Origin of the sequence: Dysgonomonas sp. ZJ709 (assembly GCF_011039195.1) — a bacterium.
Lineage (GTDB): Bacteria > Bacteroidota > Bacteroidia > Bacteroidales > Dysgonomonadaceae > Dysgonomonas.
The window spans coordinates 67,487-85,537 of the sequence record NZ_JAAKEM010000002.1 but is presented as its reverse complement, the minus strand read 5'-3'; the positions used below and the strand labels follow the sequence as shown (position 1 = coordinate 85,537).

The 18,051-nt window shown below is 37.7% G+C and carries 15 protein-coding genes; 8 read left to right on the top strand and 7 right to left on the bottom strand.

What is annotated here, in order from left to right:
* Positions 1–76 precede the first annotated feature (76 nt).
* Positions 77–1,522, top strand: a complete 1,446-nt coding sequence (gene dacB, locus G7Y56_RS02615; RefSeq protein ID WP_165040855.1) for a D-alanyl-D-alanine carboxypeptidase/D-alanyl-D-alanine-endopeptidase — start codon at positions 77–79, stop codon at positions 1,520–1,522.
* A gap of 21 nt (positions 1,523–1,543) precedes the next feature.
* On the opposite strand, the gene G7Y56_RS02610 is transcribed toward dacB, so the two are convergent.
* Together G7Y56_RS02610 and G7Y56_RS02605 are read right to left on the bottom strand one after the other, a co-directional pair.
* Entirely contained in the window at positions 1,544–2,131 is a 588-nt protein-coding gene (locus G7Y56_RS02610; RefSeq protein ID WP_165040853.1) for an FKBP-type peptidyl-prolyl cis-trans isomerase, read from the bottom strand.
* Between the two features lie 18 nt (positions 2,132–2,149).
* Entirely contained in the window at positions 2,150–3,688 is a 1,539-nt protein-coding gene (locus tag G7Y56_RS02605; protein ID WP_165040851.1) for a glycine--tRNA ligase, read from the bottom strand.
* A gap of 194 nt (positions 3,689–3,882) precedes the next feature.
* On the opposite strand from G7Y56_RS02605, the gene G7Y56_RS02600 reads away from it, so the two are divergent.
* The 7 genes from G7Y56_RS02600 to G7Y56_RS02570 all read left to right on the top strand — a co-directional run bounded on the left by G7Y56_RS02600 (position 3,883) and on the right by G7Y56_RS02570 (position 13,942).
* A complete protein-coding gene (locus tag G7Y56_RS02600; protein ID WP_255498618.1) occupies positions 3,883–6,540 on the top strand; it encodes an outer membrane beta-barrel protein in 2,658 nt (885 codons plus the stop codon).
* Positions 6,541–6,585: 45 nt separating this feature from the next.
* The gene (locus G7Y56_RS02595) at positions 6,586–7,722 is read left to right on the top strand and encodes a glycoside hydrolase family 18 protein (protein WP_165040847.1); all 1,137 of its coding nucleotides are present in this window, start codon (positions 6,586–6,588) and stop codon (positions 7,720–7,722) included.
* Between the two features lie 122 nt (positions 7,723–7,844).
* Complete coding sequence (locus tag G7Y56_RS02590; RefSeq protein WP_165040845.1) at positions 7,845–9,305, top strand: tryptophanase; 1,461 nt, start codon at positions 7,845–7,847, stop codon at positions 9,303–9,305.
* A gap of 271 nt (positions 9,306–9,576) precedes the next feature.
* Entirely contained in the window at positions 9,577–11,121 is a 1,545-nt protein-coding gene (locus G7Y56_RS02585; RefSeq protein ID WP_165040843.1) for a bifunctional response regulator/alkaline phosphatase family protein, read from the top strand.
* Between the two features lie 8 nt (positions 11,122–11,129).
* Positions 11,130–11,543, top strand: a complete 414-nt coding sequence (gene tsaE / locus G7Y56_RS02580; protein ID WP_165040841.1) for a tRNA (adenosine(37)-N6)-threonylcarbamoyltransferase complex ATPase subunit type 1 TsaE — start codon at positions 11,130–11,132, stop codon at positions 11,541–11,543.
* Between the two features lie 121 nt (positions 11,544–11,664).
* Positions 11,665–12,603, top strand: a complete 939-nt coding sequence (locus tag G7Y56_RS02575; protein WP_165040839.1) for a glycosyltransferase family 2 protein — start codon at positions 11,665–11,667, stop codon at positions 12,601–12,603.
* A complete protein-coding gene (locus G7Y56_RS02570) occupies positions 12,575–13,942 on the top strand; it encodes a hypothetical protein (protein ID WP_165040837.1) in 1,368 nt (455 codons plus the stop codon). The genes G7Y56_RS02575 and G7Y56_RS02570 overlap by 29 nt, the downstream gene beginning before the upstream one ends.
* A gap of 13 nt (positions 13,943–13,955) precedes the next feature.
* On the opposite strand, the gene G7Y56_RS02565 is transcribed toward G7Y56_RS02570, so the two are convergent.
* The 5 genes from G7Y56_RS02565 to G7Y56_RS02545 all read right to left on the bottom strand — a co-directional run bounded on the left by G7Y56_RS02565 (position 13,956) and on the right by G7Y56_RS02545 (position 17,943).
* Entirely contained in the window at positions 13,956–14,300 is a 345-nt protein-coding gene (locus tag G7Y56_RS02565) for an MGMT family protein (protein WP_165040834.1), read from the bottom strand.
* Positions 14,301–14,722: 422 nt separating this feature from the next.
* Positions 14,723–15,331, bottom strand: a complete 609-nt coding sequence (locus G7Y56_RS02560; protein WP_165040832.1) for an outer membrane beta-barrel protein — start codon at positions 15,329–15,331, stop codon at positions 14,723–14,725.
* Positions 15,332–15,481: 150 nt separating this feature from the next.
* Entirely contained in the window at positions 15,482–15,871 is a 390-nt protein-coding gene (locus tag G7Y56_RS02555) for a pyridoxamine 5'-phosphate oxidase family protein (protein WP_185153973.1), read from the bottom strand.
* An 81-nt stretch (positions 15,872–15,952) separates the two neighbouring features.
* A complete protein-coding gene (locus G7Y56_RS02550; protein WP_165040830.1) occupies positions 15,953–16,531 on the bottom strand; it encodes a Crp/Fnr family transcriptional regulator in 579 nt (192 codons plus the stop codon).
* A gap of 218 nt (positions 16,532–16,749) precedes the next feature.
* Positions 16,750–17,943, bottom strand: a complete 1,194-nt coding sequence (locus tag G7Y56_RS02545; protein ID WP_165040828.1) for an FISUMP domain-containing protein — start codon at positions 17,941–17,943, stop codon at positions 16,750–16,752.
* Between the last annotated feature and the right edge of the window lie 108 nt (positions 17,944–18,051).

The window sequence follows — 18,051 nt, the reverse complement described above, 5'->3', positions numbered from 1 at the left end:
CTTGAGTATTATTATTTATTATATATCTTTACAAAGATATTTTATTTTTCGGATATTATGTAACTAATTTTCCACTATGAAAAGGAAGACTCTATATTTATCAATCATCTTTATTTTAAGCATTTATATACTGCCTGCCCAAGAAAGACAAGCGGCTGTTCAGCGATTTGTCGAGAATCCCGGTTTAGAACATGCATCGATCGGAATTTGCATCAAAGATTTTTCGGGTAAAGAGATAGGTTCGTATAATAAAGACCGGTCATATACTCCGGCTTCGATACTTAAAATAGTGACTACTGCCACGGCTCTGGAAACTCTGGGAGCAAACTACAGGTATAAAACTACATTAGCAAAAGATAAAAATCAAACCAACAAGTTATTTATTCATGGATATGGAGATCCGACCCTAGGCACAATGTATCTCGAAAACGATCAAGAAGCATTTCTTTCAGAATGGTCAACACAAATAGAATCAGCATTCGGAACAAATCAAGATTTGGAAATAGTAATAATAGATGATTATTTCGGATATGAAGGTATTGCGCAAAAATGGCTACGGGAAGATATTGGGAATTACTATGCTTCGGGAAGTTACGGCATCAGCATATTTGACAATACGTACCAATTATACCTAAACACCCTGCGGCAAGACACTTGCCCTCTCATCGTGAGGACGAACCCCAGAATGAATAATATCAGATTCAGAAATACCTTAAGAATCGACACCGAAGGGGAGAACACCGGCTTTATAGTTGGAGAACCATTTTCCAACGACAGACTGTTAATTGGAAAATTACCTGCCGGAAGAAGCTCCATATCACTAAAAGGCGACATACCTAATCCGGGTCTATTTTTGGGTGAAATAGTTTCGCAGCAGCTAAAGCAAAATAATATAGGAGTCGAAAGGCTGAGTACAACTTTCGAGCAATATCATCAGCAAATGTATTCAAAAGAAAAAATGGTGTATGACGAAGAGATATTTTATATACATCAATCATTCCCTCTAAAAGATATTATAAGAGATATAAATGTACGAAGCAATAATCATTATGCAGAGCACCTTATACGTACCATCGGGCGAAGTAATAATAGTGATATATACTCTTCGGCCTTGGACAATGGTATAGAAAAAACGAATGCATTATGGAAAGAACACGGACTGGATACAGATGCATTATTTATGCATGACGGATGTGGCCTTGCACCATCGAACGCTGTTAGTCCGACATTTATATGTGATGTATTGGTATATATGCAAAACGAAAGTAAGAATGCAGACATATTCCTTAAATCATTCGCCAAAGCAGGAAAAGAAGGAACTGTACGTAATTTATTGAAAGGAACACGACTGGAGGGGAAAGTGTATGTAAAGAGTGGTAGCATAGCCGATGTGCAATGCTTTGCCGGTTATTACACAAATGGAGAAAAGAAGTATGCTTTTACAATAATGATCAATAAATATAATAGCCCTCGCAAACAAGTTGTGAAGGCTATTGAGAATTTATTATTGGATGTATTTTAATCTATCGTTATCTCATTTAGGTTATTCATTTGGATTACTCGGTTTTATTTCCAATAATTTCATTGTAAACCACAAAGTTGTATAGCCCGGTATCTTCGGTGAATTTCCCGCAGACCCATATCCTAAATTATAAGGAATACAAAACTCAACTTCGTCATTTACAGCCATGGCTAGCAACATAGTCGTCCATCCATCCATTACACCTGTAAAATTACCATTTGTATCATAAGCAATCATAGGAAACTCCCTGCCTGCTTGAGCATTAGCGTCATCTTCAGTAGTATCAAATATGTATTTCGTACCATCTAATGTATAATACCAACCGGTATATCGACAAACAACAGTATCCGTCATATGAGGGGTTCCCTCCGGTGTTTTTCTCGTTTCTTGAGACTTGATTGTATTTGATGTTTTCCAATATATATCACCGTTACCACTATATGAGGCACGCGCTCTATATTCACCACCCTTGGCAACATCGCTAAATAGCTTTTCATTGTATGCTTTCCATTCCATGAGAGCCGTATCGTCATCGTCTTCAGCACACGAAGAGAAAACTATTACAGCACATACAAGAAAAGCAAACAGTGCATATATTTTTTTATTCATTCTATTTATATTAAAATATCAACCTATTGTTTTTAGTAAATTCTTCATACTCACTTTCTCAGAAATAATACCAGACAATTTATCGATATCAACTCGCTCCTGAGTCATTGTATCACGATAACGGATTGTTACTGTATTATCTTCTAACGACTGATGATCGACTGTCACACAGAACGGAGTACCAATGGCATCCTGACGGCGATAACGCTTACCGATACTGTCCTTCTCGTCATACTGACATTTGAAATCGAATTTCAGAGTATCAATTATTTCACGAGCTTTCTCTGGCAAACCATCTTTCTTCACTAATGGAAGTACACCTAATTTTATCGGAGCTAATGCCGGCGGTAACTTCAACACTACTCGACTCTCGCCACCTTCTAGTTCTTCTTCGCAATACGAAGCCGAAAGAGTTGACAAAAACATACGATCGACGCCGATTGATGTTTCAATAACGTAAGGAGTATACGATTTATTGAGTTCAGGGTCGAAATATTGTAATTTTTTACCTGAAAACTCTTCATGGCTCTTCAAATCGAAATCGGTACGAGAGTGGATACCCTCCACTTCTTTAAACCCGAATGGCATTTCGTATTCTATATCTGTAGCTGCATTTGCATAATGAGCAAGTTTGTCATGATCGTGGAAACGATATTTATTATCACCATATCCAAGAGCTTTGTGCCACTTGATACGAATATCTTTCCATTTAGCAAACCATTCTAATTCTTCACCGGGACGAACAAAAAATTGCATTTCCATTTGTTCAAATTCACGCATACGGAAAATGAACTGACGAGCTACAATCTCGTTACGGAATGCTTTACCAATTTGCGCAATACCAAAAGGAATCTTCATACGACCTGTTTTTTGCACATTCAGGAAGTTCACAAAGATACCCTGTGCCGTTTCGGGACGAAGATATACCTTCATTGCACCATCAGCAGTAGAGCCCATTTCAGTAGCAAACATCAGGTTGAACTGACGAACTTCTGTCCAGTTACGTGTACCACTAACAGGGCATACAATCTCACAGTCGAGTATAATCTGACGCAGATCTTCGAGGTTACTATCGTTCAATGCTTTTGCAAAACGGGTATGAATCTCGTCGCGCTTCGCCTGATTCTCCAAGATTCTTGGATTGGTCTCGCGATACATAGCTTCGTCAAAAGTCTCACCAAAACGTTTTGCTGCTTTTTCTACCTCTTTGTTTATTTTGTCGTCAATCTTAGCCAGATGATCTTCGATAAGGACATCGGCACGATAACGTTTTTTACTATCTTTATTATCAATCAACGGATCGTTGAAAGCATCAACGTGTCCTGAGGCCTTCCAAATAGTCGGGTGCATAAATATTGCAGAATCGATACCCACCACATTGTCGTGAAGAAGCACCATACTATCCCACCAATACTTTTTAATATTGTTTTTTAATTCAACTCCCATCTGACCGTAATCGTACACAGCGCTTAGTCCATCATAGATTTCGCTAGATTGAAATACAAAACCATACTCTTTACTGTGTGAAATTATTTTCTTAAAAACATCCTCCGACATATTTTTGAATCTTTTTTTTCGTTACTTCTATATGTTTAGCAATAAGTTGCACAAAGTAACTATTTTTTTTTGACATAAAAGTTGTCATAGTTTAACGAATTATGCCAATTTTACACTCTATTGTAAAAAAGCTATCTTAGCTGTTTCAAAAAACGGTGTTCATAATGCGCTATTTGTTCATATTCATCTATACTATGATAACTCTCTCCGCTTTGGCTCAAACCCCAAGCAGAGAGGCAAAAAGTCATATAGAAGGTAGCGTGTATGATGCAAAAACGAGAGAATCTATTCCCCAAGCAAGTATCCGTTTACTAGAGCAAAGCGACAGCACTTATATACAAGGTACTGTTACAGGCATTGACGGAAATTTTAAATTATTAACTTCTCAAGGGAAATATATAATCGAGATATCTTTCATCGGATATACAAAATTCCATCAAAATATTGAACTCAATTCTAAACAGCCCGACTACAATCTCGAAAAAGTCTATCTGAAAGAAGATGCGTTTATGCTTGGCGAAGCCGTGGTAGAGGCAAAGTCTCCCGATATTGTTGTAAAAGGCGATACCATAGAATATAATGCAGCTGCATATACCAGCGAAGAAAATGCAATGCTGTCGGATATGATAAAAAATATTCCCGGTATAGAACTCGACGCCAATGGAAACATAACTGCCAATGGAAAACCGGTACAAAAAATATTGGTAGACGGAAAAGAGTTTTTTGGCAACGATATTGCTTTGGCCTTGGCTAACCTGCCTGCCAACATGATAAAGAAACTTCAACTATTCAAAGAAGAATCTGAAACAGCCAAAGTAACCGGATTCAGAGATAAAGATCCCGAACAAGTCCTCAACCTTATTGTGAAGGAGGAACTTAAGCAAAGCATATTCGGTGATGTAAGAGTCGGTTATGGCAGTGGCGACAAATATGCCAACAGGGCTATTGTTAACTACATGCGTGATAAAAATCAGGCATCATTTGTAGGTAATATAAACAATGTAAACAACAATGACAATCTCGTATCGAGTGATGGAGTGGAACGAAATAAAAATGCAGGGTTCAACTTATACACACAAGCATCGAAGAAATTCAAGATAGGGGGTAATATACGCTACTCGAACAATGAAAACATGCTAGAGACCAAAACCGAAACTCAAACATTTCTATCATCAGGTGACCGTACATCGAGGCAAGATTCTAAAAACGAGAATCAACGGGAAAACTTCAATGGAGGTATGAATCTCAGTTGGGAACCCGATTCATCAACCACCATTTTCGCCCGGTCTTATATCAATTTCAACAATTCCAACATCAACCAAACATCAACCAGCATATCGCATGTGGCACAAATGGACACAACATCGGGCTACAACATTAATGACTCCAAAGGCAATGGTTATAACATCAACAATGTTTTTACGATCGGCCGGAAGCTAAATAGCAAAGGCAGAACCATCAGCCTGACATTAAATCACACCTTGCGAAAAGATGATAGCAAGGGAATGAACTATTCCCTAACGAGTTATAGCGGAGAGATCCCCGATAACATTATAGACCAAAAGCTTACGACCAAAAGCACAACAAACGGCTATGCCTTTTCACTTTCTTATGTGGAGCCGATAAACAAAGATCATTCATTGCAGTTCGCTTATAATTATAATAATAATCATTCGGACAGGGATCGGGATGCTCGTAAAAAAGATGAGGAGGGCAATTACACTATCATCGACAAACCATTCAGTCGAAATACAGTTAATGATTATATAAACCAAAATATAAGCCTGAACTTTCAGGGGACAAAAGAGAAATATAATTATACCCTCGGTATCAGCATTGATCCTTCTTATTCGAAGAGCAATATAAGCCTCGGCGATTCAATCATCGAGGATATAACACAAAATGTAGTAAACTATTCTCCCACTCTACACTTTTCGTACAGACCCAATACTACAACCAATCTCGATTTCGACTATTCGGGATATAGCAGGCAGCCGGCAATAAACCAAATATCGGCAGACACTACGGTTGTAAATGCATTGAGTAAATACTACGGTAATCCCAATCTGAAACCCAGCTATGACAATAATTTCAATTTTAATTATCAGAAGTCCGATTATGAGACTAACCGCTTTATGATGATTTCAGGCAGCTTTCGCTATACATTCAACAATATTGTCGATTATACCCTTATCGATGCACAGGGAAACAGCCTGAACACGTACCGCAATATAAATGGCAATATAGGGTCTAATCTGGGATTTATGTATAATACGCCTTTACGTAATAAAAAATTCACGATCAACACTAATACCTTTGTCAATTATTATAAGAATAAAGGTTTCACCAATGGCGAAAAAGCAATAACCAATAATATTGTTCTTAGTGAGCAACTTATGGTCAGATTTAAATCGACAAAGTTTGAAACCAGCTTGCAAGGCAATATAAACCATAGTATCACAAAGAACAATTTGACTAATGCGCAAAACAGAGTAACAACAAATTATGTATTCAGCAATATAACGTTGGTAAAGTTACCCTACGATTTTTCTATTCAAAGTAATTTCGAATACTCTTATTTTGCAGGTTACGGGGATGATTTCCAAACAAGCGAAATGCTATGGAATGCATCGATAGCCAAACTATTCCTTAAACAGAAAAAAGGCTCCTTGAAATTACAATTATTCGATATACTTAACGATAGAAACAATGTATCCCGATACGTTAGCGGAAACTACCTGTCGGACACAAGGACTAACACACTGAATCAGTTCGTTATGCTAAGTTTCTCTTACCGATTCAATATATTCAAAGGAAAAAGCGATAATGTGGATAATGATTACTATTTTTGAAAATAAATATTTTTAATATTAGTATTCATTTAAAGCCACAAGACCATGAGAACACACTTCGTAACATATTGCATATTGGCAATAGTAGCATTATCGACAACCGCATGTCCTCAAAAACCGGAAGAAAAGAAAGAAGCACCCAAAACAATCATTATAGCTTATGTAGGAGGTTTCAGAGGAGAAACCGATGTAGACAAAGTATCGGCAAATAAAATCACTCACATCAACTATGCATTCGTAAATGTAGTGGACGGGAAAGCGGTTCTTACTAACGAGGCAACAGATACGATTAATTTCAGAAAGCTAAATTTGCTAAAAGAGAAAAATCCCGACCTTAAAATACTTATTTCTCTCGGAGGCTGGGGTTGGAGTAAAAATTTCTCTGATGCCGTGTTAACAGCAGAAGGTCGCGAGGCTTTTTCTCAATCGGCTCTGGATATTATGACTACTTATAAGCTCGATGGTATAGATATCGATTGGGAATATCCTGCAATACCGGGAGACGATGGTAATATCTACCGCCCGGAAGATAAACAAACATACACCCTTATGTTCGCATCCCTAAGAGCAAAACTGGATTCTGTAACTAAAATCACAAACGAACCTTATTTGCTAACTACTGCAACCGGAGGCTTCAGCAAGTTTCTTGAAAATACGGAAATGGGTAAAGCACAGGAATACCTTGATTATGTAAACATTATGACTTATGATGCTCAATCGAGTGAAATAGCAATCCATCACACCAACCTTTATGCCTCGGACAGCTATGAACCTAAGCGCAGTGCCGATTTGATTGTGCAAGAATATATTAAAGCGGGAGTACCTGCAAACAAACTGGTTATGGGCATCGCTTTCTACGGTCGTACTTTCAAACTGAAAGACGATGCTACTAAAGGCTTAGGCGATAAGGTTGAGAAACAAGTATCGGGAAAAGGATTTACATATATAAAAGATAGTCTCGAAAATAGAAACGGGTATGCAAAATCGTGGGATAGTATCGCCCACGCTCCTTATCTGTTTAATAGCGGTGAAAAACTATTTGTAACCTACGATGACGAGCAATCGGTCAAAGCTAAATGCGAATATGTTTTGCAAAATGGCATGGCAGGCGTTATGTTCTGGGAATATAGCTCCGATCCGAAGGAATATCTTCTGGATGCAATAAATGAAGCATTAAAATAAAACATTAAAACTAAAGTAAGGTTGTCATTTAACAAGCAAATGACAACCTTATTGTTTTTTACGCTTTTTATTTTTACCTTGCGCGAACAATTTGAAACCTAAAAATCCAATAAACTAACAACATGTCTAATAACACTGAAAAAATTAAATTCTACAGTGGAGAAAACATTCCACTTGAGTTACACAAAGTCCGCATTGTACAAAAACTTCATTTAGTTCCCATCGAACGAAGACTGGAAGCCCTATACGAAGGAGGGTTCAATACATTTAGGCTTGATACCAAAGATGTATTTCTGGATATGCTTACAGACAGCGGAACAAATGCCATGAGCGATAAACAACTCGGGGCAATGATGAGCGCCGACGATGCCTATGCAGGATCTCAAAGCTTTGTACGTTATCAAAAAGCGGTAGAAGAAGTACTTGGCAAAAAATATTTATTACCCGTTCATCAGGGACGTGCTGCCGAGAATATTATTTCGCATGCATTTATCCGCAAAGGGAATATTGTTCCGATGAACTACCATTTTACCACAGCAATGGCTCATATTACTCAATATGGCGGTAAAATAGAGGAGTTACTATATGATGAAGCTTATGTAATAAGTAGTAAACACCCATTCAAGGGAAATATGAATCTGGAAAAATTAGAGGAGTGTATCAAAAAACATGGTGCATCTAATATACCATATATCCGAATGGAAGCATCGACCAACCTAATTGGCGGTCAACCGTTTTCTATCGAAAATCTGCGCGGCGTAAGAGAGATAGCTACTAAACACAAAATACGTCTTGTATTAGATGCGAGCCTACTTGGCGAAAATGCATGGCTGGTAAAACAACGTGAAGAAGAATTCAAGAATAGCTCGATGGCCGAAATTATTCTTTGCATGACAGATCTGGCTGACCTTGTTTACTTCTCGGCACGTAAGCTAAGTTCTTCGCGAGGAGGTGGTATCTGCACGAATGATTACGCCATCTTTAAAGAACTAGAACCTTTAGTACCTCTATTTGAAGGATTTCTCACTTATGGGGGCATGTCGGTTCGTGAGATAGAAGCTATTGCGGTAGGCTTATATGAGACACTTGACGAGACAATGATCTGCCAAAGTCCGCAATTCATAGAATACCTCGTAAAAGCATTAGAAAGTAAAGGTGTACCGGTCGTTACTCCTGCCGGTGTATTAGGCTGCCACGTAGACGCAATGAGAATATGTGCCCATATACCACAAACACAATATCCTGCGGGAGCACTGGCTGCTGCATTCTTTCTTATATCGGGTGTAAGAGGTATGGAGCGCGGTTCTGTATCCAATCAACGCGACGAATATGGTAATGAAACTTATGCTGATATGGAATTGCTACGACTGGCTATTCCTCGCCGTGTATTTACATTATCGCAAATTAAATATGTAGAAGACCGTATGACTTGGCTGTACGAAAATCGTGAGTTGATAGGCGGACTTAAATTTGTCTACGAACCACCTGTTCTCCGTTTCTTTATGGGTGGTCTTGAACCAATCAGCGATTGGCCTGAAAAATTAATTGCGAAATTTAAAGAAGACTTTGGAGATAGCTTATAATAATTTTTAACCATCTCCGTTTCACTTATTGCAGTTCTGTATGTACTTTTGGTTTTAACTAAAGTGCAAATAGATATAGAGCAAGCCACTTTACTATAATGTGGCTTGTTTTTCATTTATAGAACGGATAAAACATTACTTTCAATTTTATCTATATAGAGCTGGATAGTTAGATAAGCAAGTAAAAAGTTACAGTCAAAAAAGGGGTAAAAGTGTCACCTTTGTTACCTTTTAACAATTGATATAAATAGATTTATTATAAATTTACAACATGGCGAAAGGACGTATACTCTGGGCAGATGATGAAATCGATATTTTGCGACCTCACATTCTTTTTCTCGAAGAAAAGGGTTATACGGTAACTCCTGTTAATAGCGGACAAGATGCGCTTGAAGCTTTCAGAAACGAGAGTTTCGATGTTGTATTTCTAGATGAAAACATGCCGGGGCTAACCGGTATGGATACACTGACTATGATCAAAGAGATTAATCCCAGTGTTCCTGTTATAATGATCACAAAGAGCGAGGATGAGGGTATAATGACACATGCCATAGGTAAGAAAATAGCCGACTACCTTATAAAACCTGTCAATCCGAATCAAATATTACTATCTATCAAAAAAAATCTGCACAAAGATGACATTGTATCGGAGGCTACACTCGAAGGTTACAGGGAAGGCTATAGTAAAATAAGTGCTCAGATTACAGATTCTATAACATACTATGATTGGGTAGAAATATACAAGAAAATTATCTATTGGGAACTTGAACTGACTGCATCACAGAACCCTTTGATCGATCTATTGCATACTCAAAAACAAGAGGCTAATAATGGATTTTGCAAATTCATAAAGAGAAACTACGAATCGTGGATACAAAACCCTGAAAACAGACCGCTCATCAGCCCCGAACTTTTCCCTAAGAAAGTATTTCCATTACTAGAGGGTGACAAACCCGTCTTTTTCATACTTATTGATAATTTACGCCTCGACCAATGGATGGAGGTAAAAGATCTTCTTGTCAATGATTTTACATTTACAGAAGAAACCTATTGCAGCATTCTACCAACAGCGACACAATATGCGCGCAATGCAATCTTCTCGGGATTGATGCCTGCACAGATAGCAAAAACATTTCCCGACTTGTGGGTAGACGAAAGTGAAGATGAAAGTAAGAATCTGAATGAAGAGGTACTGATTCAAACCCTTATGGAAAGATTCAGGCGAAAAGACTCATTTTCCTACCACAAATTAACGACTTCGGCCGCAGGAGAAAAACTGATTCAGAATATGAACACATTGAGCGATAAAAAGCTGAATGTAATTGTCATCAATTTTGTAGATATGCTTTCGCATGCGCGTACCGAATCGAAGATGATACGCGAACTGGCTGCCGACGAAGCTGCATACCGCTCATTAACCCGTTCGTGGTTCAAACATTCGAGCACAATGGATTTATTGAAAAGGGTTGCCGAAATGAAATGTAAAGTTATCCTGACTACCGACCATGGCACTATCCGTGTAAAGAGCCCGATGAAAACGATAGGTGATAAAAGTGTAAATTCCAACATACGATATAAGGTCGGACGCAATCTGGAGTATGATCGTAAGAAAGTTTATGACATTCGCGATCCACAAAAAATAGGACTTCCGACTCCAAATATCAGTACAAAGTATATCTTTGCAACCGGAGATGATTTCTTTGCATATCCCAACAATTATAACCATTATGTATCTTATTATACCGATACATTTCAACACGGGGGAATATCGATGGAAGAAATGATTGTCCCATTTATAACAATGACACCCAAATAAGGACTATTATGGAAATAAAGATAGAATCACTGGATACAATTAACGATGCTGCCATCGAATTCATAAAGATGATGGGCGACAATACCGTTTTCGCTTTCAGAGGAGAAATGGGAGCCGGTAAAACTACATTTATAAAAGCAATATGTGAAAACCTTGGCGTTACAGATACAATCAACAGCCCGACATTTGCTATTGTAAACGAATACCGATCGGAGACGGGGGAACTCATATACCATTTTGATTTCTACCGTATCAATAAAATAGAGGAAGCTTATGACTTTGGTTATGAAGACTATTTCTACAGCGGCAGCCTATGTTTCATTGAGTGGCCTGAACTCATCGAAGACCTACTGCCAAAAGATACGGTGAATGTCAGCATTAAAATACAAGAGGATGGCAGTCGCAGCGTAACACTAATTTGAACTTAACTGTGCTTATAAGAATCTGATATTCTTAACTGTTACAACTAAACAAACTATTACAAACACAGAGCTAATCTGCTTTTTTGCATTATATTTGCAATAAGTATCTAACTACGTCTTTATGAAAATAGCTATACTGGTACCTTGTTATAACGAGGGATTGACAATAAGAAAAGTTGTTTCGGACTTCAAAAGAGTACTACCCGAAGCAGATATATTCGTTTATGATAATAATTCGTCTGATAATACGATAGAAGAGGCGACTTCCGCCGGAGCTATCGTAAGAACAGAAACGACACAGGGCAAAGGTGCTGTGGTTTTAAGTATGTTCCGTGATATCGATGTCGATTATTACCTGTTAGTAGATGGCGATGACACTTATCCTGCCGAGGCTGCAAAAGAACTTCTCGAGTGCATAGAAAAGACAAATGCAGACATGGTGATTGGCGATAGATTGTCGAACAAAACATATCTGGCTGAGAACAAGAGACCGTTCCACAATTTCGGAAATGATCTGGTAAAGAAACTGATAAACCAATTTTATCATAGTTCCCTTAATGATATACTTTCGGGATACAGACTTTTCAGTCGCAGATTTGTAAAGAATTATTCTTCGTTGATTTCAGGGTTCGAACTGGAGACTGATCTTACTATATATTGCCTGAACTACGATTTCAAAATACACGAAATACAAATAGACTATCGCGACCGCCCTGAAGGTAGCGTATCCAAATTAAATACATATAAGGACGGCTATAAGGTATTGAAGTTATTCTTCAATCTATACCGTCTCTACAAACCGCTAAGTTTTTTCACTCTTATATCAGCATTTATATTATTAATTGGCTTAATACTAGGTGTTTTTCCAATTATAGATTATATAGAGTATCAATATGTATATAAAGTACCTACTGCCATTGCAGCGGTAGCTTCCGTCATAATAGCGGTTCTGTTATACACTTGCGGCTTGATATTGGATAATATCTCTAAATTCGACAAGAAAAATTTCAAATACTCATTATTAAATTTTGATGAAGCTGCAAAAACCAAAAGATATTAAGCAGGCAATTTTTCTTTGTATCGCTTTCCTTATACTATTCTCAAGCTATTCTGTCAATATATGGAAAGTTTCTGACGAAAATATGTTCTTATTTTTCGAGCGGCAACCCGAAGGGCTAGTCGTAGGGAGAATAGCCAAAGCGGCTCACGATGGAATATTTTCATACGGGGGACTCACAGGATTAAATTATACCGAATACCTGAAAACAGACAGCCTCGGAATAAGTACTATGAGTGAAGAATATAGTCGCAATTTATCAATTCAACACGATCTCTATCTAACAAACAGCCCCCTTCCTAATAAATTTGTTGCCTACAAAAGCCAGACAGGCGGACAAGCAATTCTCTATAGTGTGATACAAAAGATAAGCCCTTTTGGCAATCTGGGGAATCTAAGGCTCTTTAAAGGTTTGAATGCTGCATTAGTAGCGCTTTGCTTCGTATTGTTCATTGGATGGGTATATCGGAATTATGGTGGAACAAGCAGCATAATCACCTTATTTCTCTTACTTATTTCGCCATGGATAAATAACTTTGCTCACAATCTCTGGTGGGCCTTGTGGAGTTTTTACATCCCATTTATAACAATGTTGCTTCTCTTCGAGAAGAAGCATAACTTCAAAGATAAGATAAGCAATAACAAAATCCTCATTTATCTTTTCCTTGCTGTTTTTGCAAAGTGCTTCTTCACCGGATTTGAATTTATCACATCTACTCTGATAGCCGCAATGTGCCCTATAGTGTATTACTATATTTTGGAGCAAAAAAGTTTCCGATCTTTTATCGGTTTCGCATTCAAAGCCGGAATCACAATGGTGATAGCGGTCTTAGCGGAAATGCTTGTATTGATAATGCAAATAAGATCGCTCGAAGGTTCTTTTAGTGATGGCATTAACCACATACTCGTATCTTATACCAAAAGAGCTACTTATGGTATAATAGAACAAAGCGAAACATATGGAGAGATTCTTCAGAAGTACTTTCAGGGGAATGTATTTGATCTCGGATTTCTACCTCAGACCGAATTTAAATTTTACTTTGGGGTATTCTTCCTTATTATCTGCCTTTTCGGTGTTGCAATATACTTTATCAGCAAACAATTAAATCAGGCAGACAAGATGAAGAATCTGGCATTGATATCAACTACTTTATTCTCGGTGCTATCGCCATTATCTTGGTTTATCATCTTTAAACAGCATGCTTCAGAGCATCCTCACATGGATTATATAGTGTGGTATATGCCGACTTTACTCTTTGGCTTTATTGTTATTGGTCAGGGGATATCATTAATCGTAGCAAAGGTTAGAGGCTCCCACAACAAGCCTGACGTTTTATCATAGTATACAGAATGTTTTATATCTGTATCTCGTCCATAGGATCCCAAAAGATTGCTTTCCAGTTTTTAATCCTATCATTGACAATAGTTACTCCTTCTGACTCCAGCATCTTTTGCATTTCTCCCGAGATGCCAAAGGCTTCTTTTCCTGACAATATACCTTGACTATTTACAACCCGATAGGCGGGAATGCCTGTCTTTGCAGAATTACATTCACTCATAACACGCCCCACCATTCGCGACAGATTAGGATAGCCTATTGCTTTGGCTACAGCACCGTAACTTGTGGCACGACCGGACGGAATAGTTTTCACAATATCGTACACTGCTTGTATAAAAGATGCTTTATCTATCTTATTCATATCTTACAAGTTGAATAGGCAAATATAAGGATATTCAAAACGTAATAGTCAATTATTTATGTAGAAGTCGTGTCGAACCGATAAGCTTATAGCTATTGGCTAATGACCTCAAGTGGTAACAGATTCCTCCTTTCAGTTCGGAATGACAGAGAAAAAATGACAGAGAGAATAAAAAAGAGAACGACAGATAGGCAACTTATAACTCATAATTATATAATTTTCATTTCGAACTTATGTTATTTTATATCCTGATATTAAATCCGTTATTTATAACACTCTGTGATACTTTGTGTGACCATGTAGTTAAAAGTCAGGATGAGCTCAAAATAATAAATAAGGGATCGCCTGCTTTTAAGCAAACAATCCCCTACCATAATATCTTTAGTTCTCAGATTACAATCTGAAAAGATTGAATGATCTGATCAGAATTTGAGAATCATTCCAAGAAGTACGTTATTCATATTCAGTTTAAATCCAAAGCCGTTTGTCGTTCTTTCATTTTTGTAATCACTAAGACCATATTTACTTTTATCATTTTGATATCCTAAAAATCCAAATTTCCCTAACAAAGAAACTTTACTAGAAACATTAATAGCAACACCAGGTCTGAATCCTACTTCAATTTGATGCGAGGTAACATCGTATTCTTTTTGTTTTGAATGCGCATATAAGATACCGCCATCAACAAACAGACCTCCAATATCCCCTTTCAAAAAAGAGTAACGAACAAAAGGATTAATCACATAACTTTCTGTCGCCACAGTTTCAATCTGCTCCATATTATTAATATAACTATATGATGCAAATTCCTCATGCCTATAACCGACAACAATACCAATACCAATATTTTTACTGATTACATAGCCAAATTCGGGAAGAATGCTATAAGATGTCTGACTTTCGTCAGTCCCTTTATCCTTACTCGACCATAAACTAGCTGATCCTCCAACCCACATCTGACCCACGTCTTGCGCACTTGCATTAATAAATGTCACCAATGCCAGAATAGCCACCAAAAATAATTTTCTCATAATATCATTTTATATAGATTTAACACAAATATATACAAAAGAAATGGTTAAATTAACATTGATACGAACATTTTCAAGCAGTACACCCTTTTTGCAAATAAAATAGTAAAAATCAGCATTACACCGATTATCAAAACACCTTAACGAATACTACAATGTTTGCTTGGCTGATGTTACAGTAACTTCGACAACTCTCGTAAGAAAAGAAAACTTCTCCTTCATAAACTCATAATCCGCACCCGAATCAAGGTATTTAGCTGTTCCATCGATCAGGAAGCCTGTGCCCTGATAATCTTTATAGCCTAAAACGTCGCGGCTACCGATCGTTATTTTGACCTGATCGTTAACCATCACATTTTTCTCTGTCTTGCGCATACCATATGCAGGAATTAATAGTCGATTCTCGTCTGCAATCACAATATACGAGTTCCACGTATTTACGACATGCGGCTCGTCTACACCCCACGAAACGATAGATACGACACCTTCATGTTCAAGTACTTCTATAAATTTTTCGGTAAAAATGACTGATTTATCCATAATGATTTCTTTATTAATAATTAAAACAGATCACAAAATTATGGATAAGAAGGCAGACAAAAATTAAGCTGGATTAAGAAATCAGAGTTTCGCGTTTTTTCTTCGTATTTCGCTTAAATATTCGGGTGTAATTCCCAGATATGATGCGATCATATATAGTGGTATCCGCTGCATAAAGGTGGGGAATAACGAGTTGAAATGCAAATACATATCTTCTTTAGAGAGATTGAAAATCAATTTAAGCCTGAATTGAGAAGCGGCATATCCCCTCTCTGCCATCATACGGAAATAACGTTCAAGGAGAGGTACTTCGTTCGTTAGCTCAATTAATGAGGCATAATTAATAGATAATACTTCTGAATTTTCGACCGCCTGAATATTATATTCTGATACCTTTTGGGTACTAATGCTAAAGTAATCTGTCAGCCACCAATCTTCTATCGCAAATTGGACTATTTGTTCCAGACCCTTATCATTGTTATAGAACATGCGAAGACAGCCCTTATTTACAAAATAATAGGCCTTACATACCGATCCTTCTTCAGACAGATATTCTCCCCGTTTCAACGATAACGACTTGACGTATTTATATATAGCCTCGATACCATTGTCGTCTAGTTTAACATATTTCCGAATATGATCAATAATGTCCGTAAGCATATTACTATTTTTTTGTAGCAGAAATTAAAAGCATCATCGGTCTGCACAATTCATCTTTCATGCAAAAAAAATCGGGATTATCGTATTTGTTCTCTTTCATAAAATAAATATACAAAAAACCCCTGAAAACCGAAAGATTCTCAGGGGTTTGATTTATGTTTAATTGGGAGAATCATATTTCTCCATTCGTATTCATCGATAATAGATAAGAAGCAGAATCAGGGTGTGTTTGTATCTTTCTTGCAACGTATCGCTGTCAGGAATTGTCGTCCCATACCTGTTCTGGATATATAATTTTCAGGATTACCTGCACCGTTTACTGCGTTTATTTTTCTATTCCATGCACTATTTGTATTCGGTGTAACTGCTGCATAATAAGCACTACTCGTCCAGAAATAGGATGTTTGACCGTAAAACTGAGAGGAAGGAGAAAAGCCGCCTAAATAGGCATCGAACCCACCTTTGTATGCAGGTAAGCTTGCCCCATACGATTCGGGCAACTCGCTACCGGAGATCATACATTGTGCTTTCATCGCTTTTCCATGTGGGCTTGTTGTCGCACCGGAGGGTCTGTCGTACTCCAAAAGAGGGCTTCCGATATCGGCCATAGTCGAATATTTAGAGGTATTCTTAATTATTTCGTTTTCGAGATCTGTCCATTCCTTATCGCTCGGCAGATGCCATCCGTCGGGGCAGATACCTTGAACTCTGGCTCCTTCGCTGGTGCCACCTTCGTCTGTGCCGGGATGAGTCTTACCATTTGTAGCAGCGTACCAATTATATAGAAGTCCCAATTCGGGTTGTGCATTAAAAAGAGTCGGGTCTAAATTATTAGTACCGGGATAACACCATCTGGGATCACCACTGCTTCCGGCATTCGCGGGAGTAGTGGGAAGCGAAGCGCCTCCTTGAGCTGATGCGAATTTGGTTACCGCCAGATTCTCCACCATCCAAATACCGGCATCACCGAACAACCGTGCTTTAAAATCCTTGTTGTCCTGATCTTTATATATAACGATATTTTCGGATTCTAATTCGGTGAGTAATTTCCACTCCAGACCATCCCAAACATATAGTCCCTGAGGGTTTGCACTATTGTTGTCTACACACATGCTGGTATTATAAACCAGCAGTCCTATATGTTTCGCATCAAGATCGCCTTTTGTTGTTCCATTTTCATAGTCAGAATCCCCCTTAAGCATCGGAAATAGCTGATCTATTTTTTCTAAGGCTACACGAGGAAGCCCCAATCCCTTAGATACAACTGCATTACTTCCAGAGTCTGATTGTCCTCCGGTCAAATCTAATAAAGCTCCATAATGGGGCTTATTATTTGTACCAATTGTTACTTGAGCTTTTAGTGGCAGAACAGAGAAGAGAATAACTAAAGAATAAAAAAATAAATGTTTCATAAAGTTTTTTGCCTATACATAAATAATTATCAGAAAATGGATTTCTGTCAATTCGACACAAAGGTAAAAAATAAAGTTTATTAATCAAAACCTTGATCCAGAAAGAGA